Here is a 23,318-nt window from a genome sequence, read left to right as displayed (position 1 = left end):
ACCGCACCCGGCGTTTTTTGTTTTCTTGAATAATGCAAATGGTATTGAGAATCATTTGTATTTTCAATAAAATGTAACCAATTATAAATCAACGCGCCTGAGGTCAACAAGGCCACTTCGAAGCGTGGCTCTGCAAAACGGTAAGCGATTCGTCCACCGTTCATTTATGGCAAGGAACTGCGCGGCCCTTCTCGGCGGCGCCAAATGAAAAAAGACAGCAATAGCTTGATATAAAATTGTTTTTTAAGGGATGAAAAATGTCAGAACACCCCCAAAATACCGCCAATCAACCTCTGCGTCACCCAGTCGCCAAGCTCTTGCTGACCTCAGCCATGCTGCTGGCGCCGGGCGTACAGGCCGGAACCGACAACGTTGAGCGTGATATCACCGTCGTCGCCGGCGCACAGGAAAACGTCACCGCGCCGCTGCAGGGCATCGTCGCCAAAGAAAGCGCGGCGGGAACCAAAAGCGCCGCGCCGTTGGTAAAAACGCCGCAGGCCATCACCGTCGTCACGCGCGATCAAATGGATCAGCAGGATGCGGCTTCCGTCGCTCAGGCGCTGCGATACTCCAGCGGCGTCGTGGCGGAATACCGCGGCACCTCTAACCGCAGCGACGAAGTGATCGTACGCGGCTTTCGTTACGCCCCAAAATATCTGGACGGCCTGAGCTATCAAAGCGGCCAGATCGACCCCTGGCTGCTTGAACGCGTTGAGGTGGTGCGCGGCCCGGCTTCTGTGTTGTACGGCCAGGCCAACCCGGGTGGGCTGGTGGCGATGACCAGCAAGCGGCCCGTCGCCCAGGCTATTCGCAAACTGCAATTGAGCGCGGGCAACCTGCATCAAGGAGAGGCCGCTTTCGACTTCGGCGGCGCATTGGACGAAGATGCCAAACTGCTGTATCGCCTTAACGGCATCGCCGGCACCAAAGAGACCGGTATCAAAGATCACAAGGAAAAACGCTTCGCCATCGCACCGGCGCTGACCTATATCGCCAATGAAGACACGACGTTCACCCTGTTGACCAGCTATCAAAAGGAACCGGAGAACGGCTACCGCAACTTCCTGCCGACCTCCGGCGTGGCGATCAAAAGCAGCGCCGGCTATCTGCCGTATGATTTCAACGTCAGCGATCCCGGTTTCAATCAGGCTCGCCGCGAACAAACCTCGTTCGGCTATATCTTCGAGCACTATATTAACGACGTTTTCTCTTTCCAGCAGAACATGCGTTACACCACGGTGGATGAACGTTACAAATATCTGGTGTTCATGTCGCAAGCCAAAAACAGCACGCTGCTGCAGCGCCGTCCGCAAAAAGATATCGTCAAATCCCATGAGCTGGGGTTGGATAACCAACTGAAAGCGCAATTCAGCACCGGCGACGTCGAGCACAGCGTGTTGACCGGCCTTGACTACAAGTGGAGCAAGGTCAATACCCAAAACTGGCGCGGCGACAGCGCGGGCTATTTCCTCGACTGGACTCGGCCGGTTTACGGCATGCCGGTCAACGAAAGCGCATTGCCGAAGGTCACCGATAACCGCAAGGTGCTGGACCAACTCGGCGTTTATCTGCAGGATCAGATGAGCTACGGCGGTTGGAATTTGTTGTTGTCGCTGCGCAACGACTGGACCGAGCTGCGCACTCAGGACATGTTGAGATCCAGCGACAGTCAGCAAAACGACACCAAGCTGACTGGCCGCAGCGGCCTGCTGTACGCCTTTGACAACGGCATTGCCCCGTACATCAGCTACAGCACATCGTTTGAACCCAACCTCGATACCGGCGCGCCGGGCACCGATCCGTTCAAGCCCACCACCGGTGAACAAACCGAAATCGGCGTGAAATTCCAGCCGAAGAACAGCAACACGCTGCTGACGCTGGCGTTGTTCGATCTGACGCAGAAAAACGTCAGCTCCACCAACCCGGTAACCAAATACAAGGAGCAGATCGGCAAAGTGCGCTCCAAGGGGCTGGAAGCCGAAGTGCATTCACAGCTCACCCCGGCCATCGCGCTCATGGCGGCCTACACCTATACCGACATCGTTACCAAAGAAACCTATGTCGACGATCAGCGCGGCAAGACGCTGGTGATGGTGCCGACGCACGCCGCCTCCGCCTGGGGAACCTACAGCTTCCTGCAAGGGCCGCTGAAAGGCTTCTCCACCGGCGCTGGGGTACGCTACAACGGCGCCAGCCAAGGCGATGCGACCAACACCTACAAAGTGCCGGCCTTTACGCTGTATGACTGGATGGCGCGCTACGAATTGGCAGAAGTGGCTCCGAGCCTGGCAGGCGCCGCGCTGCAGGTTAACGTCAACAACCTGACCGACAAGCATTACGTTTCGTCCTGCGGCGGCGTGGACGCCTGTTTCTACGGCAGCGGCCGCACCGTCACCGCCACGGTCAGCTACAGCTGGTAAAACCTTTGGGCGCCGCATTGCCGCGGCGCCCTGCTTTATTTCTCCAGCGATACCTGCTTGAAGATGTGTTTGCCGAACGGGTCTATCTCGTAGCCTTTCACTTCCTTGCGCACCGGTTCGAAGATGGTCGAGTGCGCGATCATCAGCGCCGGCATCTGATCGTGCATCATCACCTGCGCCTGCTGGTACATCGCCACCCGCTTGGCATGATCGTTCTCCTCGCGCGCCTGCAGGATCAGCTGGTCGAACGGTTTATAGCACCATTTCGCCGAGTTCGAACCACCGAGCGAAGCGCAGGTGAACAGCGGCCCGAAGAAGTTATCCGGATCGCCGTTGGCGGTGGTCCAACCCATCAGCGCGGTCTGATGCTCGCCGTTTTTAATCCGCTGCAAATATTCGCCCCACTCGAAGGTGACGATTTTGGCGCGCACGCCGATCTTGGCCCAGTCGGCCTGGATCATCTCCGCCATGCGCTTGGCGTTGGGATTGTATGGCCGCTGCACCGGCATCGCCCACAGATCGATGTCGAACCCCTGCCCCAGCCCGGCCTCCTGCAACAGCTGCTTCGCCCGCTCCGGCGAATACGGGTAATCTTCAAGCTGCGCGTTGCTGCCCCACTGGGTCGGCGGCAGCAGATTCTTGGCCGGCTGGCCGGCGCCGTGGAACACCGCCTCGATGATCGCCGGCTTGTTGACCGCCAGCGCCAACGCCTGGCGCACCTTGACGTTATCCAACGGTTTCTTCTGGGTGTTGAACGCCAGGAAGCCGATATTCAAGCCGGATTTTTCCATCACCTGAAGGTTGCCGTCCTGCCGCATACGCGCCAGATCCGCCGGGTTGGGGAAAGGCATCACCTGGCACTCGTTCTTTTGCAGCTTGGCGTAACGCACCGTCGCATCCGGCGTGATCGAAAACACCAGCCGGTCGATCTTCGGTTTGCCTTCCCAGTAACGATCGAACGCCTTGTAGAGGATTTTCGCGTCTTTCTGATACTGCACCAGCTGGAACGGCCCAGTGCCGATCGGATCGTTGTCCACCCGCTGCGGCGTACCGGCCTTCAGCATCGCGTCGGCATATTCCGCCGAAAAAATGGTGGCGAAGTACATGCCCAGATCGGCGACGAACGGCGCCTCGGCGCGGGAGAGCTCAAAGCGCACGGTGTTGTCGTCCACCTTGACGATCCGGTCGATCAGCGTGCCGAACTCCATCGACTCGAAGTTGGTGTAGGCACCGTTGGAGACCTTGTGATACGGGTTGTTGGCGTCCTTTTGCCGCATAAACGAGAAGATGACGTCATCGGCGTTGAAATCGCGGGTGGGCGTGAAATATTTATTGCTCTGGAATGCCACGCCCTTGCGCAGGTGGAAGGTATAGCGCTTGCCGTCCTCGCTCACCTCCCAGCTTTCCGCCAGGCTGGGTTGCAGCTCGACGGTGCCGGGTTTGAAGTCCACCAGCCGGTTGTAGATCGCCGCCGAACTGGCGTCCACCGTGGTGCCGGAGGTGAACAGCTGCGGGTTGAAGCCTTCCGGCGAGCCTTCGGAACAGTAGACCAGCGTATTGGCCCGCGCGCCGCCGGCAATCGCCAACGCCAGCAGCCCGATCGTTATTGCTTTTCTTTTCATTGCGCTATCCCCAGTGGTGAAAAAACAGCCCAACGGTTAGCAATAAATCATGCGGTTAGCGATGTAAAGGACAAATTCCGCGCATAAAAACGGGCAGGCGCGCATGCGGCCTGCCCGGTGAAACGGCGCGAGGATGATGAAATTAAATCATCTGGCTGAAGTTCATCTGCGCCATCAGCTTATAGTTGTCAGCGTAGTCGACCGGAATGGCCACCACCACCGGCCCCTGGATCGCCATCGCCTTGCGCAGCATCGGCCGCAGATCGTCCACCGACTGCACGGCGAAACCGACCGCGCCGCAGGATTCCGCGTAGGCTTTGAAGTCGATCGGCCCAAACTCCACGCCGGATTTGCGCTGGTATTTGTTCACTTCCTGCATCTCCACCATGTTGTAGGCGTTATCGACCCAGATGACGTGCACGATGTTGTTTTTCAGCCGCACCGCGGTCTCCAGTTCCATGCTCGACTGCATGAACCCGCCGTCGCCGGAGATCGACACCACTTTATCGCCAGGGCGCACCAGCGCCGCGCCGATGGCCCACGGCAACGCCACCCCCATGGTTTGCTGGCCATTGGAGATCAACAGCTGACGGGCGCGGAAACTGTACAGGTAACGGGCGATCCAGATATGGAAGCTGCCCATGTCCACGCACAGGGTTACGTCGTCGCTGACGATGTCCTGCAGCTCCTTGACGATGCGCAGCGGGTGGATCGGCATGCCGCCGCGGCGCGCGGCGCGCTCCGCCAGTTCAGTGCGCTGGCGGCCAAGATCGGTGAGGATCAGCTCCACCTCCGGCGGCACGCAGACCGCCTCAGTGAACGTTTCGGTCATCATGTTCAGCGTGGCGCTGATGTTGCCCACCAGCTCGACGTCCGGCCGATAGCAGGTGTCAATATCCGCCGGCAGCACGTCGATGTGTACCAGTTTCAGCCGCCCGTGGCTGTTCCACATGCAGGGATCGTATTCGATCGGATCATAGCCGACGCTGACCACCAGATCGGCCTTCTGCAACAGCTGATCGGCCGGCTGGTTGTTGAACAGGCCGACGCGGCCGGCGAAACGTGCGAAGTGGTTGACGTCGATCACCCCCGCCGCCTGATAGGTGCCGACCACCGGCATATGGGTGCGGTACAGCAGATGGCGCACCGCCTCGCTGTTCTCCGGCCGGCTGGCCTGCAGGCCGAGCAGCAATACCGGGCATTTGGCCTGCCGGATCAGTTTCACCGCCGCCTGAATGTCGTCTGCCGCGGCGGCCCCCATGCGCGGCAAGCGGCAGCCGGCCAGCACCGGCGCGCTCACCGGTTCATTGACGATATCCATCGGCAGGCTGACGAACGACGCCCCCGGCCGGCCGAACTCGGCGCGGCGAAAGGCGTTGGCGATCACCTCGGAAATTGCCGAACCGGCATGCACTTCGGCGCAATACTTGGTCACCGGCCGGAACATGCTGACGGTATCCATGCTCTGGTGCGTCTGTTTCAGGCTGTCGGCGCGCTTCACCGCCCCGCCGAAGGCCACCACCGCGTCCCCTTCCGAAGTGGCGGTGGCCAGCCCGGTGATCAGGTTGGAGCTGCCCGGCCCGGAGGTGACCAGCGCCACCCCGGCCTTACCGGTCAAGCGGCCGACCGCCGCCGCCATAAAGGCCGCGTTGGCCTCATGCCGCACCACCACCGTTTCAATCGATGGCGCGTCCTCCAGCGAGTCGAACACCCGGTCGATCTTGGCGCCCGGAATGCCGAAAACGTGTTTGACGCCCTGCGCTTCCAGGTTTTTCACCACCAAATCGGCGCCGCATTGCCAGTCATTGCCTGTTTTTTCCTGTGCCATGGTTCCACCTCCTAAGAAAACGATCGCCGGGGTTAGCCCTCGGCGGAACGAATCGCGCGATCCAAATCCTCTGGACAGAGATTGGCGCGCAAGAAATCCGCATCATACGGTAACTGAAGATTGAGACGCGTGATGACGCCGAACTGCAGACGGCCATGATCGAGCTGGTAGTCCAGCACGTGGCCGCCGCCGCTGCGGTCGTCGGTAACGAAGTGTTCGTGATAGCCGGCCACGCCGATGCCCTGCATGTAATCCGGCGAGCGGAAGCCGACCAGCGTGCCGCGCCGCTGATGGAACGAGAAGGTCGGCTGCTCTTCTATCGCCTCCAGCATCGGGCGGTAGGGCCGCTCCTGGCGCGGCACGGTGCGGGTTTCCACGTGGCTGAACTCGCCGTCGACCCGCACCGCGCAAAACAGGTTCGGCGAAGCGACCTGCTCGTCGATGCACTGGTGCAGCTGCGCCTTGGTGATCGGCCGGTCGAATTGCTGGCTGACGCTGGGCTGGAAAAAGGTGACGACGGCGAAGGGGGTTTGCTGTTGCAGGCCGGCCGGCCGGGCGCTGCCGTCGGCGCGCAGCTGGTGTATTTCCTGGTCGAAAGCGATCAGTTCGCCATCCAGGTGATTGAAGGTGCCGAGGCCGAAATCGCCGTGCTTGAGCAGCTCGGCAATAGTTGTTTCACCCTCGTAGACCCCGTCGATGAGCGCGCTCATCAGCGAGATTTGATAGATTTCGCCCTCCCCGGCGTTGATCGACTGCCTGGCAAAACCCTGCGCCAAATGGCGCGCACAGGCACACCCGTGTTTTTCGTTCATGACTGACTCCTCCACCAGCGCGAAACCGCGGTTCCGCGCGTTCAAAAGACCCACCGACGGTGAGCCAAGATGCCCCCCAAGGCGCGTTCATCAGTTGGAACGATTCAGCCTGAGGCGACAAAAAAACCGGCACGGCTGGCCGGCCGATAACCAGGCATCAGATCAGAATGAGATAAAGTAAAGGCTTACTAATCATTAAGACTGAACCGGTTATCAAATTGAACGGTTAATCTGGTGTTGGAGCGGCAATCAACTCCGCAGGCGGCTCACGCGGCCTGGGAAAAACATCTGCTATTTGGTGCTAAGCGCCGCGAGTTTTATGCGTTTTCTCTCTATGCGGCCGGGATGGGACGGCGCCGAAGCCCGTCATCAACCCGCAGCCAGAGTAGCCGCCGCGCCGTCGGCAGAGAAGCGGGTATTCATAAGAAACGCTTTTGCATATAATGCAAAAATGAATGACGCCCGCTATGTAGAACATCTGCCAATTTTTCTCGACGTCGCCCGCCTGGGCAGCTTTTCCGCCGCTGCGCGCCGGCTGGGCATGGTGCCCTCCTCGCTGGTGCGCCACATCGACGCTCTGGAAAGCGCGCTCGGCGCCGCGCTGTTCGTGCGCTCCACCCGTGGCCTGCTGCTGACCGACGCCGGCGAGCTGCTGCTGACGCGCGCCGCCGCGCTGATGACGGACATCACCGGCCTTCGCGCCGAGCTGAGCGCGCTGAACGAAACGCCGCAGGGCACGCTGCGCATCAGCTGCCTGCCAACCTTCGGCAAAACCTATGTGCTGCCGCTGCTGCCGACGCTGGCGGAACGCTACCCGCAGCTGTCGGTCGACCTCGATCTGACCGAACGCCAGACCGATCCGACGCAGGAGCGGCTCGACGCCGCCCTCCGCATCGGCGAGCAGAAGGACAGCGCGCTATATGCCAACCGCATCGCCACCCAACGCTGGGTGATGTGCGCCAGCCCCGCCTATGTCGCCCGCTATGGCCTGCCGGCCGATCTGGAAGCGCTGCCGCAGCATCGGCTGATCGCCCGCTACCACAAGCAGCAGCCGGCCTGCTGGGCGCAGATCCTCGACGCGGCGCTGATGAGCCGCTGCACCATGGCGCTGCGCTGCGACGACTTCACCGCGCAGCGTCAGGCGGTGCTGCTCGGGCTCGGCATCGCCTTTCTGCCCAACTGGGTGGTGGGGCCGGACGTGCAGCACGGGCAACTGGTGCAGATGCTCGAAGATCCGCGCCATGAGCAGCAAGGCATCTATCTGCTGCGCCCGATGGCGAAGGTGTCCGCCCGGCTGGCGGCCTTCACCGCCCTGCTGCAGCAAACCCTCGGTCAGCCGCCCAACTGGGGGTAAAGCGGCGTTACCCGGCCGCGCAGCGCCGGGTTGTCACTCTCGTCTTTCAGTTCGACGCCGGTCAGCCGGCGCTGGAACGCCTGCTCCAGCAGCCAGGCCAATTTGAACGCCGCCTGCGGGTAATCCAGCCCCTCGGGGCGCACGTTGGAGATGCAATTGCGCTCGGCGTCCGTTCTGCGCGCGTTCGGCCCCCAGGTCAAATAGACACCCAGGCTGTCCGGCGACGACAGCCCCGGCCGTTCGCCGATCAGCACCGCCACCGCCCGGGCCTGCAGGCATTCGCCGATCTCATCCCCCAGCGCCACCCGCGCCTGATGCGCCAGCACCACCGGCGCAACGGTCAGCCCCAGCGTATCGAGATAGGGCCGCAGCGCCTGCAGCAGCGGCAGCGCCTGGCGGTGCACCGCCTTGGAGGAGAGACCGTCCGCCACCACCAGCAGCAGATCGACGCGGCGCGATGGCGAACCGAGCAGCAGGCTGCGGCTATCCGACGCTAATCGCCGCCCCAGATCCGGCCGGCGCAGATAGGCGGCGCGGTCGGCGGCCTGGCTGTGCACCGCCAGCGTGGGCCAACCGGCATCGTGCAAATCCGCCGCCAGCCGCTCGCTGTCGAAAGGCTGATGCACCGCGTCGCGCGCCTGGGCATGAGCGAGGCCGAAGCGCAGCAGTTCGTCGGTCGGCAGGCTGGCGCCGGTGCGCCCCAGCGCGATGCGCGCATCGGTAAAGGCGCGCAGCGCGTCCCAGCTGTTGACGTGAACCGGTTTGCTCATGTGCGTTCTCCCTGCAGCGCCAGCAACAGCGGATGATTGGCGGCGGCATCGCGCAGCCGCCCGCGTTCGTCGGTAATGTTCATCGCCGCCAGCCAGGCGGCGAACTCTGGCGCGTGCTTCAGCCCCAGCAGCTCGCGGATATAGAGCGCGTCATGGAACGACGTGCTTTGGTAGTTGAGCATGATGTCGTCCGCGCCCGGCACGCCGATCAGGAACGTCAACCCGGCGGCGGCCAACAGCGTCAGCAGCGTGTCCATGTCGTCCTGATCGGCTTCGGCATGGTTGGTGTAGCAGACGTCGCAGCCCAGCGGCAGGCCGAGCAGCTTGCCGCAGAAGTGATCCTCCAGCCCGGCGCGGATAATTTGCTTGCCGTCATACAGGTATTCGGGGCCGATAAACCCTACCACGGTGTTGATCAGCAGCGGCGAGAAATGGCGCGCCACCGCATAGGCGCGCGCCTCGCAGGTTTGCTGATCGACGCCGTGATGGGCGTTGGCCGACAGGCAGCTGCCCTGCCCGGTTTCGAAATACATCACGTTGTCGCCCAGCGTGCCGCGCCTGAGGCTCAGCGCCGCCTGCTGCGCTTCCGCCAGCAGCGCCAGATTAATGCCGAAGCCGCGATTGGCCGCTTCGGTACCGGCGATCGACTGAAACACCAGATCCACCGGCGCGCCGCGCTCTATCAGCCGCAGCGTGTTGGTCACGTGGGTCAGCACGCAGGATTGGGTGGGAATGGCGAAGCGCTGGATCACGTCGTCCAGCATGTAGTTGAGCTTTTCCAGCAGCGGCAGGCTGTCGCTGGCCGGATTGATGCCGACCACCGCGTCGCCGCTGCCGTACAACAGGCCGTCCAGCATGCTGGCGGCGATGCCCTGCAGGCTGTCGGTCGGGTGATTGGGCTGCAGCCGCACGCTGAGGTGGCCCGGCAAGCCAATCGTATTGCGAAAGCGCGTCACCACCCGGCACTTCTTGGCCACCAAAATCAGATCCTGATTGCGCATGATCTTGCTCACCGCCGCCGCCATCTCCGGCGTGATGCCGGCCGCCACCTGCGCCAGCATGGCGCTGTCCGCCTGCTCGCTCAACAGCCAGTCGCGAAAATCGCCGACCGTGAGGTGCGAGATGGGCTCGAAGGCGGCGGCATCGTGGCCGTCGATAATCAGGCGTGTCACCTCGTCCTGTTCGTACGGCACCAGCGCCTGCTGCAGGAATGCCTTGAGCGGCAAGTCCGCCAGCGCGATGCGCGCCGCCATGCGCTCTTCGGCGCTGTGCGCCGCCACCTCCGCCAGATAATCGCCGGAACGCGCCGGCGAAGCCTTCGCCATCAGCTGACGCAGATCGCCGAAGCGATAGCCGCGTTGGCCCACCGTTGCCTGATACATAGCCCCCTCCCTTGCCCCGAGTGACGAGATAAAAACCCTGCACCAAGTGTAGTCAGTGAGAGAAGAAAATTAATTTGCCTGCGATCGCCGTCATCACGCCTCCCGCCATTTCACCCGCCGCCGCTTCGGGTTACAGTAGCCGCGAAAACAGGAGGGGTGATGGATCCGCAACGGCAAATTATCGACTGGCTGCAACAAGATGACGCGCGCATGGCCGCCCTACGCACCGTGCGCCGGCTCGGCCTGAATGACTGGTGCCTCGGCGCCGGCTTCGTACGCAATCTGGTGTGGGATCGGCGCCACGGCTATGTGGAGCCCACGCCGCTCAACGATATCGACGTGATCCACTTCGATGCAGAGCGTGCGGACGCCGAGCGCGATCGCATGCTGGAGGCGCGGCTGCAGCAATGGCTGCCGCAGCCGTGGTCGGTCAAGAATCAGGCGCGCATGCATCTGCGCGGCGGCCGGGCGCCTTACCGCAACAGCGAAGAGGCCATCAGCTTCTGGACCGAAGTGGAAACGGCGATCGGCGCGCGCCTGAACGCCGACGACAGCCTCACGCTGGTGGCTCCCTTCGGGCTCGCGGCGCTGTTCGGCGACACCATCACCTTCAACGTGAAAAACGGCGATCGCGCTGCCTATGCCCAGCGGGTGCTCGACAAAGGCTGGCTGCAGCATTGGCCGCGCCTGCGGCAGGTAAAGATTTAGCCGCCGCTGCCGATACCCTGAACAGCGATATACCGACTCAGGGAGAGCATCCATGTCGACCAGCATCACCATGATCGTACCGATCAAAAATACCGTTCCCGGCGTCAGCAACGTCTTCAGCGCGCCGGGCCATCAGGGCGAATTGCTGATGGCCAAACCGGTCAACAACCAGCCGGAAGGCGGCAAGGCGAAGAAAAGCGAAGGTGCCAACGGCAATGACGAACCGGCAAATCTCAACGAAAGCCGCGCCTCGGCGCGCATCAAGGCGCTGAACCGGCAGATTCAGGCTCTGCAGCAAAAGCTGGTGGAGCTGAAGGACTCCAGCGCCGATCCCAAAGAGATCGAGAAGCAGAAACAGCTGATCGAAGCGCAGATCAAGATGCTGCAGGCCGAGATCGCGCGCATCCAGAAAGAAGAAATGGAAAAGCAGCAGCAGGAGCAAATGGAAAAAGCCGCGGCGCAAGCCGGCGACGGCGTAAACCGCCCGACGCCGCTCAACGCGGTGGACGTCTATATCTGAGTCAATATTCCGCGTTTTCCTGCCGGCGCTGGTGCAGCAGCGCCGCCTGCTGACGCGCGACCTGCCAGATGGCCTCCGCCGCCGGCGTCAGCGAGCGGTTCTTGCGCCGCACCAGCATCAGCGCGCGATTGATCTCCGGCACCAGCCGCCGCACCCGGAGACGCCCCCCTTCCGGCAGCGGCAGCGCCAACGCCGGGAAAATGCTGATGCCAATCCCTTCCGCCACCATCGGGAACAGCGTGGCCGGATGGCCGATTTCCTGCACCACCTGCGCCTCGACGCCCTGCTGCCTCAGCGCGCTGTCGATCAACGGCCGGCTACCCGACGCGTAATCCTGCAACACCAGGCGGCAGCCGTTTAACGCCGACCAACGCACCTCTTGCTGCGCAGCAAACGGGTGGTCGTCGCGGCACAGCAGCAGGAACGGTTCATGCAGCACCGCTTCGCACTCCAGATCCACCGCCTGCACCGGATCGACCACGATGCCGAAATCCACCTCGGCGTTGCGCACGCTGTGCAGCACCTGCTGCTGCGCCTGATCGCGCAGCATGATGCGGATCTCCGGGTATTCACGCTCGCCGGCGGCGATGCACTGCGGCATCAGGTGGGCGGAAATGGTCTGGCTGGTCGCCACCCACACCGTGCCGCTGCGCTGTACGCCAAAGCTGCGCGCATCCAGCAACGCGGCCTGCAGTTCGTCCAGGAGCCGTTCGACCCGGTTGGCCAGCCGCAGGCCGGCGTCGGTCAACACCACTTCACGCGTGGTGCGATCCAGCAGGCGCACGCCGACCTCCGCCTCCAGCTCTTTCACGCTGTGGCTGACCGCCGATTGCGTCAGGCCGATCGCCTCGCCGGCGCGGCTGAAGCTGCCGTGGCGGGCGACAGCGACGAACACCCGCAGCTGTTTAAGTGAGTAATTCATGTGTTTTATTCATATATAAATTAAATAAATCAATTTAATTATTATATGCCCACGCGGGAGAATAGCCCCATCGATTTTCTACCCGAGCGCATCGCCATGAGATTCCTGCCCGATCGTTTTACCCTGACGCTGATCGCCACCGTGCTGCTGGCTTCTTTCCTGCCGGCGCGCGGCGAGTTCGTCGGCTGGCTCAACGTCCTGACCATCGCCGCCATCGCCCTGCTGTTCTTCATGCACGGCGCCAAGCTGTCGCGCGAGGCCATCCTGGCCGGCAGCAATAACTGGCGGCTGCATCTGTGGGTGATGTTCAGCACCTTCATCATTTTTCCGGCGCTGGGGATGCTGTTCGCCTGGTGGGCGCCGATCGACGTCAGCCCCGAGCTGTACGCCGGTTTCATCTACCTGTGCATCCTGCCCGCCACCGTGCAATCGGCCATCGCCTTCACCTCGCTGGCGGGCGGCAACGTGGCGGCGGCGGTGTGCAGCGCCTCCGCCTCCAGCCTGCTGGGGATCTTCGTGTCGCCGCTGTTGGTTGGCCTGCTGATGAACGTGCACGGCGATACCGGCAGCCTGCGGCAGGTGGGCTCGATCGTGCTGCAACTGCTGGTGCCGTTCGTCGCCGGCCACCTGCTGCGGCCGCTGATCGGCGGCTGGATCGAGCGCCATCGCCCGCTGATCGGCAAAACCGACCAGACCTCGATTCTGCTGGTGGTGTACGCCGCCTTCAGCGAGGCGGTCACACACGGCATCTGGCATCAGGTGGGGATCGGTTCGCTGGCGTTTATCGTCGGCGGCAGCATCGTGCTGCTGACGATCGTGCTGGTGGTGAACACCTATATGGCGCGCTGGCTGGGATTCAGCAAGGCGGACGAGATCACCATCGTGTTCTGCGGCTCGAAGAAGAGCCTGGCGAACGGCATTCCGATGGCCAATATCCTGTTCCCGCCGGCGACGGTGGGGATCATGGTGCTGCCGCTGATGGTGTTCCATCAGGTGCAGCTGATGACCTGTGCGGTGCTGGCGAAAAGGTATCAGCGCAAGCAGCGGGCGCAACAGGCGGTACCCAACGCCAACGCGCAGGCGTCGCGCGGGTAAAAAAAGACGGGCCGGGGCCCGTCAGTTCAACTTTTCTTCAGCGGCTTGACCAGGTGGTCAAGCCCTTCGATTTTAATCGCCAGCGTCATCTCCATCAGCATGCCGAGCTTGCCTTTGGGGAATTCGCCCTTGCGGGCGAACCACAGTAGGTACTCTTCGGGCAGATCGATCAGCACCCGCCCCTGGTACTTGCCGAACGGCATCACAGTATTGGCGATCTCCAGCAGGTTTTCCTTTTCCATCAGTCACCCAGCAGGCGGATCATCTCCGCTTCGTCGATCACGGCGATACCCAGCTCCTGCGCCTTCGCCAGCTTGGAGCCGGCCGCTTCGCCGGCGATCACCAAATCGGTTTTCTTCGACACGCTGCCGCTGACCTTGGCGCCCAGCGCCGTCAGGCGATCTTTGGCCTCGTCGCGCGACAGCTGGCTCAGCGAGCCGGTCAGCACCACGGTTTTGCCGGCGAACGGGCTGTCTATCTCTTCGGCGACCACCACCACCGGTGCCGGCCAGTGAATGCCGATCTCGGCGCCCACCAGCTCGTTGATCACCTGCTGATTGAGCGCTTCATCAAGGAAATTGCGGGTGTGTTTGGCCACCACTTCGCCGACGTCCGGCACCTCTTTCAGCGCCTCGATATCGGCGGCGAACAGCTTCTCGAGCGAACCGAAATGCGCAGCCAGGTTGGCGGCGGTCGCCTCGCCGACCTCGCGAATGCCCAGCGCATACAGGAAGCGAGCGAAGGTGGTCTGTTTGGATTTCTCCAGCGCATTGACCAGATTCTGCGCCGATTTTGGCCCCATGCGATCCAGGCCGGTCAGAATGCCGGCGGACAGGCGGAACAGATCGGCCGGGTTCTTCACGTACTCTTTGTCCACCAGTTGCTCAATGATCTTGTCGCCCATGCCTTCAACGTCCAGCGCGCGGCGGGAAACGAAGTGCTTCAACGCCTCTTTGCGCTGCGCGCCGCAGATAAGACCGCCGGTGCAGCGCGCTACCGCCTCGCCTTCCACGCGCTCAACGTCGGAGCCGCACACCGGGCAGTGCAGCGGGAACACCACTTCACGCGCATCCTGTGGCCGACGATCTTCCAGCACCCCCACCACCTGCGGGATGACGTCACCGGCGCGGCGCACGATCACCGTATCGCCGATGCGCAGCCCCAGACGCTCAATTTCATCGGCGTTGTGCAAGGTGGCGTTGCTGACGGTCACCCCGGCCACCAGCACCGGCTCAAGGCGCGCCACCGGCGTAATCGCGCCGGTGCGGCCAACCTGAAACTCCACTTCGCGCACCACGGTGATCTGCTCCTGCGCCGGGAATTTGAACGCCGTCGCCCAGCGCGGCGCACGCGCCACAAAGCCCAGCGTTTCCTGCAGATCGATGTCGTCAATCTTGATCACCACGCCGTCGATGTCGAAACCGAGCTGCGCTCGGTCCTGCTCGACCTGGCGATAAAACGCCAGCACTTCCTCGCTGCCGGTGCGGCGCTGGGCGCGATCGCTGACCGGCAGGCCCCAGGCCTTGAACTGCATCAGGCGCTCAAAGTGGCTGCGCGGCAGCTCGCCGCCTTCCAGCAGGCCGACGCCGTAGCAGAAGAAGGTCAGCGGGCGTTTGGCGGTAATGCGCGGATCGAGCTGGCGCAGCGAGCCGGCGGCGGCGTTGCGCGGGTTGGCGAACACCTTGCCGTCTTTGCGCCTCGCCTCTTCGTTCATCTGTTCAAAACCGGCCTGCGGCATGAACACTTCCCCGCGCACTTCCAGCCGGCGCGGGATGTTGTCGCCGGTCAGGCGCAGCGGAATGGCGCGGATGGTGCGCACGTTGGAGGTGATGTTTTCGCCGGTGGTGCCGTCGCCGCGCGTCGCCGCGCGCACCAGCTCACCATCTTCGTACAGCAGGCTGACCGCCAGGCCGTCCAGCTTCAGCTCGCAGCAGAAGGTCAGCGGATCGCTGCTTTTGAGCCTGTCCTGCACGCGCTTGTAAAACGCCAGGAAGCTTTCTTCGTCGAACACGTTGTCCAGCGACAGCATCGGCACTTCGTGGCGCACCTGGTCAAACGCCGCCAGCGGTGCAGCGCCCACGCGCTGGGTCGGTGAATCGGCGGTGACCAACTCAGGATGCGCGCTCTCCAGTTCCCGCAGTTCGCGCATCAGGCGGTCATATTCCGCATCCGGCACTTCCGGCGCATCCAGCACATGATACTGGTATTCATGATGGCGCAGTGTGGCTCGTAGTTGATTGATTTGTTGGATTATCGATTCCATGGCTCACCATCAAAGATAAAAAACCCCCGGCTAGCGGGGGCTTTGTTGTTACGGATGTTCAGTGCGCGCGGCAACCGGGTCAGGCGTTGTTTTCCAACACTTCACGGATGCGCGCTTTGTAGGTTTCCAGCTTCTGCGGCGTCATCATGCGGCGCTCGTCGTCCAGCACCACGCCGCCCACGTCGTCGGCGATGCGCTGTGCCGACTGCAGCATCAGCTTGAAGTTCTGATTGGCGTCGCCGTAAGACGGCACCATCATGAACATCGACACGCCCGGCGTGGAGAAATCGGACATCATGTCAGGATCGAACGACCCCGGCTTGACCATGTTCGCCAGGCTGAACAGCACCGGGCCGCTGCCGGCCGGGCTGATATGGCGGTGGAAGATGCCCATCTCGCCAAACTGGAAGCCGGCCTGCAACACGCTCTGCAGCAGCACTTCGCCGCCGATCACGCCGCCCTGGTGGGCCGCGACGTGCAGCACCAGCACGGTCTCTTTCAGTTTAGCCTGAATTGGCGCAGCCGCCGGCTGCGGTGCAGGTTCCGGCGCAGGCTTCACTTCCGGCGCTGGCTGCACAGGGGCCGGCTCGGCGTGGAATGCCGGTTCCGCCACCTGCGGCGCCTCATGTTCATGCGGCAGATCGTCGACGCGCGGCTCACGGCGCGCGGCCGGTTGCGGTTGCTGCGGTTCGGCCGGTTCTTCGTCCGGCGCGTAGTTGTTCAGCAGGATATCATCATACTCCGGCCGCTGAGACAGCGGAGGCGGCGTCTGATGGGCAGCCGGCTGAACGGCGCGGGGCGCTGGCGCAGCCGCCGGAGCGGGCTTCGGCGCGGCCACGGGGTCTTCGCGTGCGGCATCGAAATGGCCGAATGACGGCTCGTCTTGCGGGTGAGCGGCGCGTACGCGCACCTCACCGACGCCTTCTTCGAGATCGTCGATCGGAGTTTGTTCACGTTCCTTTTGGGAACGTTTGGCTGGGCGATCGCGGAAGAGCGCTGACCGTTCTTTGCGACTGGTCCACAGACCGTGCAATAACAGCGCTATTATGGCGATCGCGCCAACAACGATTAATATCAGACGCAAATCCTGCATCATTGCTATCTCTGTTGTTCCAATACATTGCCACCGCGGCAAACATTCACTCTTTAACTCTATTTGCCCGCGCACACAAGTGCAAGTCCGTGCTGAACTTTATGCCAATAAAGATGATTATACTGCCTTTTTCTGCTGGTTTTTCAGCCAACCCTACCCTAGCCAGTGGAAAATCATCCCTATATGATAATGATGCCTGTTCAGACAACGAGATAACTTAAGATATGTCCTATACGCAGCCCCCTTCCCGTTCGACCAGCGGCATTCACTATTTCGCCGAGGGTTGGCGCCTGATTTCGCGCCCGGGGATTAAACGCTATGTGGTCCTGCCGTTGCTGGTCAACGTGCTGCTGATGGGTTCCGCTTTCTGGTGGCTGTTCAGCCAACTCGGCGACTGGATCCCGGCGATGATGAGCCACGTTCCCGACTGGCTGCAATGGTTGAGCTACCTGCTGTGGCCGCTGGCGGTCATTTCGGTGCTGTTGGTGTTCAGCTATCTGTTCAGCACCATCACCAACCTGATCGCCGCGCCGTTCTGCGGCCTGCTGGCCGAGCAGCTCGAAGGCAGCCTGACCGGCAAACCGCTGCCGGACACCGGCCTGCTCGGCATCGCCAAAGATTTGCCGCGCATCATGGCGCGCGAATGGCGCAAGTTGATGTATTACCTGCCGCGCGCGCTGCTGCTGCTGGCGCTGTACTTCGTGCCCGGCATCGGCCAGACGGTGGCGCCGGTGCTGTGGTTCCTGTTCAGCGCCTGGATGCTGGCGATCCAGTATTGTGACTATCCGTTCGACAACCACAAGGTGAGCTTTGCCGACATGCGCCGCGCCTTGCGCCAGCACAAACCCGCTAACCTGCAGTTCGGCGCGCTGGTCAGCCTGTTCACCATGATCCCGATCCTCAACCTGGTGATCCTGCCGGTCGCCGTCTGCGGCGCCACCGCCATGTGGGTCGATCGCTACCGCTCACAGTTCGTCCGATAACCGCCGCTTTTTACCGCCGATAGCGCGGGAATTTTCGACAGGGCGCGCATTTCGCGCCCTTATCATTGTGCTTAAAACTTATTTCCTAATAACATATAGATATACCAATTCTTTACTTCCCTGCCGGTACTGTTAGCGTATGCTTTCGATGTTCCCCACATTTTCATAGAGTTAAAGGACGGGCTATGAGCAAGATATATGAAGACAACTCATTAACAATCGGCCATACGCCGCTGGTTCGTCTGAACCGTATCGGCAACGGACGCATTCTGGCCAAGGTTGAATCACGCAACCCGAGCTTCAGCGTCAAATGCCGCATCGGTGCCAATATGATTTGGGATGCGGAACAACGCGGCGTGCTGACCGCCGGCAAAGAGCTGGTGGAGCCGACCAGCGGCAACACCGGCATCGCGCTGGCCTTCGTGGCCGCCGCGCGCGGTTACAAGCTGACGCTGACCATGCCGGAAACCATGAGCATCGAGCGCCGCAAGCTGCTCAAGGCGCTGGGCGCCAATCTGGTGCTGACCGAAGGGGCGAAAGGCATGAAAGGCGCCATCGCCAAAGCGGAAGAGATCGTCGCCACCGACCCGAACCGTTACCTGATCCTGCAACAGTTCAGCAACCCGGCCAACCCGGCGATCCATGAAAAAACCACCGGCCCGGAAATCTGGGAAGATACCGACGGCGACGTCGACGTATTCATCTCCGGCGTCGGCACCGGCGGCACGCTGACCGGCGTCAGCCGCTACATCAAGAACACCAAAGGCAAGGCCATCACCACCGTGGCGGTCGAGCCAACCGACTCGCCGGTCATCAGCCAGGCGCTGGCCGGTGAAGAGCTGAAGCCGGGCCCGCACAAGATCCAGGGCATCGGCGCCGGCTTCATTCCGGGCAACCTCGATCTGGATCTGGTGGATCGCGTCGAGAAAGTCTCCAACGACGAGGCCATCAGCATGGCGCGCCGCCTGATGGACGAAGAAGGCATCCTGGCGGGCATTTCCTCAGGCGCAGCGGTCGCGGCGGCGGTGAAACTGGCCGAAGAACCGGCGTTCGCCGACAAGACCATCGTGGTGATCCTGCCCTCTTCCGGCGAACGTTACCTGAGCACCGCGCTGTTCGCCGATCTGTTCACCGAGCAGGAATTGCAGCAGTAATTCCGCCACTGCACAAATCGCTAAAAAAGCACCCTGCGGGGTGCTTTTTTGTGGACTGGATCAAACTTTATAGCAGTCCAAGATTGCTTTTGCCCGCCGGCTTTAGTATTTAACGGTGCATTATTTCGATGCGCAAAATTAATCCCCCCTGAGCCCGGTCAAGGCTGAATCGATTTACTCATCTGTCGCCGACGCGGCGAATCGGGCATAATGGGGAGCGGATTGGAACGACGTCTAAAGCCGAGTTTTTTGATCTGAAGTGCCTAACGCGTCGTTTTCTGTTGCATCAACGTTCGCCCCTGTCCATAGTCAGGCGCTATAACCAGACAAGCTAAAGTCAGGCCCCTGGGCTAAACTTTAGCTCCACAACATTAATCCAATAAGTTGGGGAAACATCAATGTTCCAGCAAGAAGTTACTATTACCGCTCCGAATGGTCTGCATACTCGCCCTGCCGCTCAGTTCGTTAAAGAAGCCAAAGGCTTCGCGTCTGACATCACCGTGACCTCCAACGGCAAAAGCGCCAGCGCTAAAAGCCTGTTCAAACTGCAAACTCTGGGGCTGACTCAAGGGACCGTAGTGACAATCTCCGCTGAAGGTGAAGACGAGCAGAAAGCCGTTGAGCACTTGGTAAAACTGATGGCAGAGCTTGAGTAATCGGCCCGTCTTTTTAGTTAACACCAGTCAAGAGTAAGGTAGGGTTATGATTTCAGGCATTTTAGTATCACCGGGCATCGCTTTTGGTAAGGCTCTCTTGCTGAAAGAAGACGACATCGTCATCAACCGGAAGAAAATCTCTGCTGATCAAGTAGAGCAGGAAGTCTCGCGTTTTCTGGCCGGCCGCGCGAAAGCGTCCGAACAGCTGGAAGCGATCAAGACCAAAGCTGGCGAAACCTTCGGCGAAGAGAAGGAAGCTATCTTCGAAGGCCACATCATGTTGCTGGAAGACGAAGAGCTTGAGCAGGAAATCATAGCCCTAATCAAAGACGATCTGGCCTCCGCAGACGCCGCCGCCTACACCGTGATCGAAGGTCAGGCGAAAGCGCTGGAAGAGCTGGACGACGAGTACCTGAAAGAACGCGCCGCCGACGTGCGCGACATCGGCAAGCGCCTGCTGCAGAACATTCTGGGCATGCCGATCGTCGATCTGGGCTCCATTCAGGACGAAGTGATCCTGGTGGCCACCGATCTGACCCCGTCCGAGACCGCGCAGCTGAACCTGGACAAAGTGCTGGGCTTCATTACCGATCTCGGCGGCCGGACTTCCCACACCTCTATCATGGCGCGCTCCCTGGAGCTGCCGGCGATCGTCGGCACCAGCGACGTGACCAAGCAGGTGAAGAACGACGACTACCTGATTCTGGATGCGGTTAACAACCAGATTTACGTTAACCCGACCGCTGACGTTATCGATCAGCTGAAAGCCGCCCAGAACCAATACATCACCGAGAAAAACGATCTGGCCAAGCTGAAGGACCTGCCGGCGATTACGCTGGACGGCCATCAGGTTGAAGTCTGCGCCAACATCGGCACCGTGCGCGACGTCGCGGGTGCAGAGCGCAACGGCGCGGAAGGCGTCGGCCTGTATCGTACCGAATTCCTGTTCATGGACCGCGACTCGCTGCCGACCGAAGACGAGCAGTTCCAGGCTTATAAAGCCGTGGCGGAAGCCATGGGCTCGCAGGCCGTGATCGTCCGCACCATGGACATCGGCGGCGACAAAGACCTGCCGTACATGAACCTGCCGAAGGAAGAGAACCCGTTCCTCGGCTGGCGCGCCATCCGCATCGCGATGGACCGCCGTGAAATCCTGCACGCCCAGCTGCGCGCCATCTTGCGCGCCTCGGCGTTCGGCAAACTGCGCATCATGTTCCCGATGATCATCTCCGTGGAAGAAGTGCGCGATCTGAAAGGCGAAATCGAGACGCTGAAGGCGCAGCTGCGCGAAGAAGGCAAGGCGTTTGACGAGAGCATCGAAGTGGGCGTGATGGTGGAAACACCGGCTGCGGCGGTCATCGCTCACCACCTGGCGAAAGAAGTCGACTTCTTTAGTATTGGGACAAACGATCTAACCCAGTATACTCTGGCGGTAGATCGCGGCAACGAGCTGATTTCTCATCTCTATAACCCGATGTCCCCATCAGTGCTAGGCCTGATCAAACAGGTTATTGATGCATCTCACGCGGAAGGCAAGTGGACCGGCATGTGCGGCGAACTGGCTGGCGATGAGCGTGCTACACTGTTGTTATTGGGCATGGGGCTGGATGAGTTCAGCATGAGTGCGATTTCAATCCCGCGCATCAAGAAAATTATTCGTAACACGAATTTCGAAGATGTGAAGGCGTTGGCAGCGCAGGCCTTGGCACAGCCAACGGCACAAGACCTGATGAATTGCGTCAATAAATTCATCGAAGAAAAAACGCTCTGCTAAACTTCCACGACACTGGAACGCCGCCCAATTTAATGCTTAGGAGAAGATCATGGGTTTGTTCGATAAACTGAAATCTCTGGTTTCTGATGACAAGAAAGACACGGGCACTATCGAGATCGTCGCTCCCCTTTCTGGCGAAATCGTCAATATCGAAGATGTGCCGGACGTAGTGTTCGCTGAAAAAATCGTTGGCGACGGTATCGCCATCAAACCGGCCGGCAACAAAATGGTTGCTCCGGTTGACGGCACCATCGGCAAGATTTTCGAAACCAACCATGCATTCTCTATCGAATCCGACAGCGGCATTGAGCTGTTCGTCCACTTCGGCATCGATACCGTAGAACTGAAAGGCGAAGGCTTCAAACGCATCGCCGAAGAAGGCCAGCGCGTCAAGAAAGGTGACGTGGTTATCGAGTTCAACCTGCCACTGCTGGAAGAGAAAGCCAAGTCTACCCTGACGCCGGTCGTTATCTCCAACATGGACGAGATCAAAGAGCTGATCAAACTGTCCGGCAGCGTGACCGTTGGCGAAACCCCGATCATCCGCATCAAGAAGTAGCGCGGATGAGCAAGAAAAACGGCGCCCTCGGCGCCGTTTTTTTATCCCCTTCGTCGTATCCCGATTTCGCTACGTTATGACGGCCAGCGCGGGATGCGCAGGGTAATGACCAGCCCCTCTTTATCGCCGTTGCGCGCCTCAACCTGGCCGCCGTGCGCCAGCACCACCTTGCGGGTAATCGCCAGCCCCAGGCCGTAGCCCTTGCCCGACAGCGCCGACTTCACGCGCACGAACGGATCGAAGATGCTCGACAGCTTCGCCTCCTCGACCCCCGGCCCCTGATCGCTGACGGCGATCTGGAACTGGTTATCGACGCGCGTCAGCGCTACCGTCACCCGCTGGCCGTGGCTGGAAAAGCGCAGCGCATTGCGCACGATGTTGTCCACTGCACGCCGCATCAGCTCCGCATTGCCCTTAACGGTGTACTCCACGTCCGATTCGGCCTGCAGCACGATATCCACGCCGGGCACCTGCGCCTCGTAGCGCGCATCGCTCACCACCGCGTCCACTAACCCATAGAGATCGAAATACTCTTCGTCCGGCAGGCTGCTGTGTTCGGTACGCGACAACGCCAGCAGCTCGCCGATCATTTTGTCCAGCCGCCCCGACTCGTGTTCGATGCGCTTGAGCGAGGTTTCGACATTGCCGGCATTCTGCCGCGCCAGACCGATCGCCAGCTGCAGGCGCGCCAGCGGCGAACGCAGCTCATGCGAAACGTCGTGCAACAGCTGCTCGCGGGCGCTGACCAGCAGCTCCAGCCGCTCGGCCATGGTGTCGAAATCGCGCGCCACGTCGGACAGCTCGTCATGGCGGCGCCGCATTTTCGGAAACAGCCGTACCGAGAGATCGCCCTGCGCCACCCGATCCAGGCCGCCGCGCAGCTGACGCATCGGCCGGGTCAGGTTCCAGGCCAGTACGGCGCTGAACAGCAAACCGCCCAGCCCGCCGACCCACAGCATCGGCGCAGGAATGTTGAAGAAGTGGGAACGCCGCTCCGGCCGATACTCTTCCCGCAGCCCGCGCACGTTATAACTCAGCCAGTATCCCTGCCCTTCCCCGGTCTGCACCCAGGCAGAGATCTCTTTCGGCATCCGCCGCCCTTCAAACGCCGGTTCTTCCGGCGCGGGCGGCGGCGGTTGGGTCATCGGCGTCACCGACAGCAAACGCCTGTCGTCCTCGGGCCAGTCGCGCATCAGGGCTTCCAGCGCCGGCATGCCACCGCTGCGCAACTGGGTGGCGGCCGAGGCCAGCTGCAGGCCGATCACCCGCCGCGCCATGGCGTTCTCCGGCGGCACATAGCGATCGCCATAGAGAGAAAACGCCACCCACAGCGCCTGCGTCATGATGAGGAAAGTCAGCCAAAAGCCGAGCAAAATTTTCCAGAACAGTCTTCCGCGCATATC

The 23,318-nt window shown here is 61.3% G+C and carries 20 protein-coding genes; 10 read left to right on the top strand and 10 right to left on the bottom strand.

From position 1 onward, the window contains the following. The first annotated feature begins 257 nt into the window (after positions 1-257). Positions 258-2,420: a TonB-dependent siderophore receptor gene (locus ACJ8HB_RS05155; protein ID WP_047571083.1), complete on the top strand. Its 2,163-nt coding sequence runs from the start codon at positions 258-260 to the stop codon at positions 2,418-2,420. Between the two features lie 35 nt (positions 2,421-2,455). On the opposite strand, the gene ACJ8HB_RS05150 is transcribed toward ACJ8HB_RS05155, so the two are convergent. The 3 genes from ACJ8HB_RS05150 to budA form a co-directional block, all read right to left on the bottom strand. Beyond that, positions 2,456-4,042 (bottom strand): ABC transporter substrate-binding protein, encoded by a 1,587-nt coding sequence (locus ACJ8HB_RS05150; RefSeq protein WP_041036166.1) that lies wholly within the window; start codon positions 4,040-4,042, stop codon positions 2,456-2,458. Positions 4,043-4,184: 142 nt separating this feature from the next. Further along, positions 4,185-5,870 (bottom strand): acetolactate synthase AlsS, encoded by a 1,686-nt coding sequence (gene alsS / locus ACJ8HB_RS05145; protein ID WP_033635442.1) that lies wholly within the window; start codon positions 5,868-5,870, stop codon positions 4,185-4,187. 32 nt (positions 5,871-5,902) lie between these two features. Further along, on the bottom strand, positions 5,903-6,682 hold the full coding sequence (gene budA / locus ACJ8HB_RS05140; RefSeq protein WP_047571080.1) for an acetolactate decarboxylase: 780 nt from the start codon (positions 6,680-6,682) through the stop codon (positions 5,903-5,905). A 451-nt stretch (positions 6,683-7,133) separates the two neighbouring features. Here budA and ACJ8HB_RS05135 point away from each other — a divergent pair, with 451 nt between their 5' ends. Beyond that, positions 7,134-8,036 carry a LysR family transcriptional regulator gene (locus tag ACJ8HB_RS05135; RefSeq protein ID WP_047571078.1) on the top strand — a complete coding sequence of 301 codons (903 nt, stop codon included), beginning with the start codon at positions 7,134-7,136 and terminating at the stop codon, positions 8,034-8,036. Here ACJ8HB_RS05135 and eutC read toward each other — a convergent pair. After that, positions 8,015-8,806, bottom strand: a complete 792-nt coding sequence (eutC, locus tag ACJ8HB_RS05130; RefSeq protein ID WP_047571076.1) for an ethanolamine ammonia-lyase subunit EutC — start codon at positions 8,804-8,806, stop codon at positions 8,015-8,017. The two genes, ACJ8HB_RS05135 and eutC, sit on opposite strands and share 22 nt — an antisense overlap. Beyond that, positions 8,803-10,188: an ethanolamine ammonia-lyase subunit EutB gene (locus ACJ8HB_RS05125; RefSeq protein WP_094859994.1), complete on the bottom strand. Its 1,386-nt coding sequence runs from the start codon at positions 10,186-10,188 to the stop codon at positions 8,803-8,805. The genes eutC and ACJ8HB_RS05125 overlap by 4 nt, the downstream gene beginning before the upstream one ends. A 159-nt stretch (positions 10,189-10,347) precedes the next feature. On the opposite strand from ACJ8HB_RS05125, the gene ACJ8HB_RS05120 reads away from it, so the two are divergent. Both ACJ8HB_RS05120 and ACJ8HB_RS05115 read left to right on the top strand, forming a co-directional pair. After that, positions 10,348-10,896, top strand: coding sequence for a nucleotidyltransferase family protein (locus ACJ8HB_RS05120; protein ID WP_033654985.1), 549 nt, complete (start codon positions 10,348-10,350; stop codon positions 10,894-10,896). Positions 10,897-10,948: 52 nt separating this feature from the next. Further along, on the top strand, positions 10,949-11,416 hold the full coding sequence (locus ACJ8HB_RS05115) for a FlxA-like family protein (RefSeq protein WP_033649835.1): 468 nt from the start codon (positions 10,949-10,951) through the stop codon (positions 11,414-11,416). A 1-nt stretch (position 11,417) separates the two neighbouring features. Here the strand turns inward: ACJ8HB_RS05115 and ACJ8HB_RS05110 are convergent, their stop codons facing one another. Next, positions 11,418-12,338 (bottom strand): LysR family transcriptional regulator, encoded by a 921-nt coding sequence (locus tag ACJ8HB_RS05110; protein WP_442520175.1) that lies wholly within the window; start codon positions 12,336-12,338, stop codon positions 11,418-11,420. A 96-nt stretch (positions 12,339-12,434) separates the two neighbouring features. On the opposite strand from ACJ8HB_RS05110, the gene ACJ8HB_RS05105 reads away from it, so the two are divergent. After that, the gene (locus ACJ8HB_RS05105; protein WP_047571074.1) at positions 12,435-13,433 is read left to right on the top strand and encodes a bile acid:sodium symporter family protein; all 999 of its coding nucleotides are present in this window, start codon (positions 12,435-12,437) and stop codon (positions 13,431-13,433) included. A gap of 26 nt (positions 13,434-13,459) precedes the next feature. Here ACJ8HB_RS05105 and ACJ8HB_RS05100 read toward each other — a convergent pair whose 3' ends face one another. The 3 genes from ACJ8HB_RS05100 to zipA all read right to left on the bottom strand — a co-directional run bounded on the left by ACJ8HB_RS05100 (position 13,460) and on the right by zipA (position 16,792). Next, on the bottom strand, positions 13,460-13,675 hold the full coding sequence (locus tag ACJ8HB_RS05100; protein ID WP_004936441.1) for a DUF3820 family protein: 216 nt from the start codon (positions 13,673-13,675) through the stop codon (positions 13,460-13,462). Beyond that, on the bottom strand, positions 13,675-15,696 hold the full coding sequence (gene ligA, locus ACJ8HB_RS05095; protein WP_047571072.1) for an NAD-dependent DNA ligase LigA: 2,022 nt from the start codon (positions 15,694-15,696) through the stop codon (positions 13,675-13,677). The genes ACJ8HB_RS05100 and ligA overlap by 1 nt, the downstream gene beginning before the upstream one ends. Positions 15,697-15,775: 79 nt before the next feature. Continuing rightward, positions 15,776-16,792 carry a cell division protein ZipA gene (gene zipA, locus ACJ8HB_RS05090; protein WP_047571070.1) on the bottom strand — a complete coding sequence of 339 codons (1,017 nt, stop codon included), beginning with the start codon at positions 16,790-16,792 and terminating at the stop codon, positions 15,776-15,778. Between the two features lie 221 nt (positions 16,793-17,013). Here zipA and cysZ point away from each other — a divergent pair, with 221 nt between their 5' ends. The 5 genes from cysZ to crr all read left to right on the top strand — a co-directional run bounded on the left by cysZ (position 17,014) and on the right by crr (position 21,915). Continuing rightward, positions 17,014-17,772, top strand: a complete 759-nt coding sequence (gene cysZ / locus ACJ8HB_RS05085) for a sulfate transporter CysZ (protein ID WP_033635453.1) — start codon at positions 17,014-17,016, stop codon at positions 17,770-17,772. A gap of 185 nt (positions 17,773-17,957) precedes the next feature. Next, a complete protein-coding gene (cysK, locus tag ACJ8HB_RS05080) occupies positions 17,958-18,926 on the top strand; it encodes a cysteine synthase A (protein ID WP_033635454.1) in 969 nt (322 codons plus the stop codon). Positions 18,927-19,324: 398 nt separating this feature from the next. Continuing rightward, positions 19,325-19,582: a phosphocarrier protein Hpr gene (ptsH, locus tag ACJ8HB_RS05075; protein ID WP_033635455.1), complete on the top strand. Its 258-nt coding sequence runs from the start codon at positions 19,325-19,327 to the stop codon at positions 19,580-19,582. Positions 19,583-19,628: 46 nt separating this feature from the next. After that, positions 19,629-21,356 (top strand): phosphoenolpyruvate-protein phosphotransferase PtsI, encoded by a 1,728-nt coding sequence (ptsI, locus tag ACJ8HB_RS05070; protein WP_004936461.1) that lies wholly within the window; start codon positions 19,629-19,631, stop codon positions 21,354-21,356. Between the two features lie 49 nt (positions 21,357-21,405). Next, entirely contained in the window at positions 21,406-21,915 is a 510-nt protein-coding gene (gene crr, locus ACJ8HB_RS05065; protein ID WP_004936467.1) for a PTS glucose transporter subunit IIA, read from the top strand. 74 nt (positions 21,916-21,989) lie between these two features. Here crr and ACJ8HB_RS05060 read toward each other — a convergent pair whose 3' ends face one another. After that, a complete protein-coding gene (locus ACJ8HB_RS05060) occupies positions 21,990-23,315 on the bottom strand; it encodes an ATP-binding protein (protein WP_033649842.1) in 1,326 nt (441 codons plus the stop codon). Positions 23,316-23,318 lie beyond the last annotated feature (3 nt).

It is taken from the genome of Serratia sp. CY27727 (assembly GCF_052169275.1).
GTDB classification, from domain to species: domain Bacteria; phylum Pseudomonadota; class Gammaproteobacteria; order Enterobacterales; family Enterobacteriaceae; genus Serratia; species Serratia sarumanii.
This window is presented reverse-complemented; position numbering and strand designations above follow the sequence as displayed.

What these genes read in the sequence shown, in the direction of transcription:
- ACJ8HB_RS05155 (WP_047571083.1), top strand. Translation starts at nt 258, where the DNA reads ATGTCAGAACACCCCCAAAATACCGCCAATCAACCTCTGCGTCACCCA.
- ACJ8HB_RS05150 (WP_041036166.1), bottom strand. Translation starts at nt 4,042, where the DNA reads ATGAAAAGAAAAGCAATAACGATCGGGCTGCTGGCGTTGGCGATTGCC.
- alsS (WP_033635442.1), bottom strand. Translation starts at nt 5,870, where the DNA reads ATGGCACAGGAAAAAACAGGCAATGACTGGCAATGCGGCGCCGATTTG.
- budA (WP_047571080.1), bottom strand. Translation starts at nt 6,682, where the DNA reads ATGAACGAAAAACACGGGTGTGCCTGTGCGCGCCATTTGGCGCAGGGT.
- ACJ8HB_RS05135 (WP_047571078.1), top strand. Translation starts at nt 7,134, where the DNA reads ATGAATGACGCCCGCTATGTAGAACATCTGCCAATTTTTCTCGACGTC.
- eutC (WP_047571076.1), bottom strand. Translation starts at nt 8,806, where the DNA reads ATGAGCAAACCGGTTCACGTCAACAGCTGGGACGCGCTGCGCGCCTTT.
- ACJ8HB_RS05125 (WP_094859994.1), bottom strand. Translation starts at nt 10,188, where the DNA reads ATGTATCAGGCAACGGTGGGCCAACGCGGCTATCGCTTCGGCGATCTG.
- ACJ8HB_RS05120 (WP_033654985.1), top strand. Translation starts at nt 10,348, where the DNA reads ATGGATCCGCAACGGCAAATTATCGACTGGCTGCAACAAGATGACGCG.
- ACJ8HB_RS05115 (WP_033649835.1), top strand. Translation starts at nt 10,949, where the DNA reads ATGTCGACCAGCATCACCATGATCGTACCGATCAAAAATACCGTTCCC.
- ACJ8HB_RS05110 (WP_442520175.1), bottom strand. Translation starts at nt 12,338, where the DNA reads ATGAATTACTCACTTAAACAGCTGCGGGTGTTCGTCGCTGTCGCCCGC.
- ACJ8HB_RS05105 (WP_047571074.1), top strand. Translation starts at nt 12,435, where the DNA reads ATGAGATTCCTGCCCGATCGTTTTACCCTGACGCTGATCGCCACCGTG.
- ACJ8HB_RS05100 (WP_004936441.1), bottom strand. Translation starts at nt 13,675, where the DNA reads ATGGAAAAGGAAAACCTGCTGGAGATCGCCAATACTGTGATGCCGTTC.
- ligA (WP_047571072.1), bottom strand. Translation starts at nt 15,696, where the DNA reads ATGGAATCGATAATCCAACAAATCAATCAACTACGAGCCACACTGCGC.
- zipA (WP_047571070.1), bottom strand. Translation starts at nt 16,792, where the DNA reads ATGATGCAGGATTTGCGTCTGATATTAATCGTTGTTGGCGCGATCGCC.
- cysZ (WP_033635453.1), top strand. Translation starts at nt 17,014, where the DNA reads ATGTCCTATACGCAGCCCCCTTCCCGTTCGACCAGCGGCATTCACTAT.
- cysK (WP_033635454.1), top strand. Translation starts at nt 17,958, where the DNA reads ATGAGCAAGATATATGAAGACAACTCATTAACAATCGGCCATACGCCG.
- ptsH (WP_033635455.1), top strand. Translation starts at nt 19,325, where the DNA reads ATGTTCCAGCAAGAAGTTACTATTACCGCTCCGAATGGTCTGCATACT.
- ptsI (WP_004936461.1), top strand. Translation starts at nt 19,629, where the DNA reads ATGATTTCAGGCATTTTAGTATCACCGGGCATCGCTTTTGGTAAGGCT.
- crr (WP_004936467.1), top strand. Translation starts at nt 21,406, where the DNA reads ATGGGTTTGTTCGATAAACTGAAATCTCTGGTTTCTGATGACAAGAAA.
- ACJ8HB_RS05060 (WP_033649842.1), bottom strand. Translation starts at nt 23,315, where the DNA reads ATGCGCGGAAGACTGTTCTGGAAAATTTTGCTCGGCTTTTGGCTGACT.